This window comes from Nonomuraea sp. NPDC003560 (genome assembly GCF_042878785.1).
GTDB lineage: Bacteria > Actinomycetota > Actinomycetes > Streptosporangiales > Streptosporangiaceae > Nonomuraea.
On sequence record NZ_JBIAOF010000044.1, the window covers coordinates 1 to 1,198 of the forward strand.

Consider the following 1,198-nt stretch of genomic DNA (forward strand, 5'->3'; position numbering starts at 1 on the left):
AGTCTTTGTTTCAATTTGTGATACATTTTTCTGATCCATCAAGAACTTCCTCAAAGATAAAATGCCCCAGCGCTCATTCCTCAATCGCCCTTTGTCATTGATTTTGTAATAAGCATTGCGCCCTATTCGGTTACAATCCTCACAACAAAATAGCAAATATAAACCCATAAATACTGCTGTAAGCTATCACATTGTAATACAAATTACTTCGTTCTTGTATTACAATGTGGCTTGAAAAGGGGGAAGTTTCACTTTCCCCTTTTATCCCCTTTGGATTGTGTCGATTTGCTTTACGCAAACGCCACCTACCCATTTTATAAAAATAAAATGGGCAAAAGATCTTTCTTTTTGTCATACAAAAAGAAGAAAAAGAGGGACGATTTTCTTCTTCCGAAATCGTCCCTCTTTTTGGATGAACGAACAAAAAATCTCTCGTATTTTGTTTGTTCATCCACTAAAAATATGCGAACAGTATGGCTTCATTCAATTCTGTTCTTACAAGTCAAAAGCATCGAATCGTCCAAGGACGATTCAACAAAAAAAGTAGTCGTTTTTGGACGACTACTAAGTTCTAAACATTCATTACCCAAAATCAATTTGGTCTAACATCGTTTCTCGACTAGCTTGATCTAATCCAAGATACGTTAAGGTCATAGCTTCACTTGAATGGTTTAATAAATTCATCACTAAACCAATATTATAATTTGACTGGGTATAAACCCGATAAGCGCCTGTTTTACGCATGGTATGTGTTCCTAGATAGTTGATACCTAAAAGATCACCAACACGTGACAAGACCCGGGTTGACCCCAGAGCATAAGGCAGAAAATCCAGTAACGAACAAAAAACGTTCGCTACTGGATTTTTTGTCTTATGTGGCCGGGGTCAGGGTCGTCGGAGCGTATTTCAGAAGCCGAAGGGTGCTCAAAATAGCATAACTGCTCAACTATACACATTCCAAAAAAGTCCCCCACCCAGCAGCAAGTCACTCACCCATCACATCTTCCGCCAGAACTTCAGCATAATCAGCATCGCCACAATCAAGGCGACAGAAATCCCCAAAGTCAGCATCCAAGCATCTTGCATCCCGGCTAACGGGAGTTTCTTCACGTTCATCCCATAGAATCCGGTAATGATCGTTGGCACAGCCATGGTCAGTGACCAAATTGTCAAAAATTTCATTGTATCGTTCAGGTTG

Annotated in this window: 2 protein-coding genes; both read right to left on the reverse strand. The window is 39.8% G+C overall.

Annotated features, from left to right (window positions below; all coding sequences use genetic code 11):
* Nucleotides 1-139: 139 nt before the first annotated feature.
* A complete protein-coding gene (locus ACFYUV_RS51430; protein WP_350977985.1) occupies nucleotides 140-451 on the reverse strand; it encodes a hypothetical protein in 312 nt (103 codons plus the stop codon).
* 545 nt (nucleotides 452-996) lie between these two features.
* Nucleotides 997-1,198 (reverse strand): CorA family divalent cation transporter (locus ACFYUV_RS51435; protein WP_387683457.1); only part of this gene is annotated, 202 nt, incomplete at its 5' end.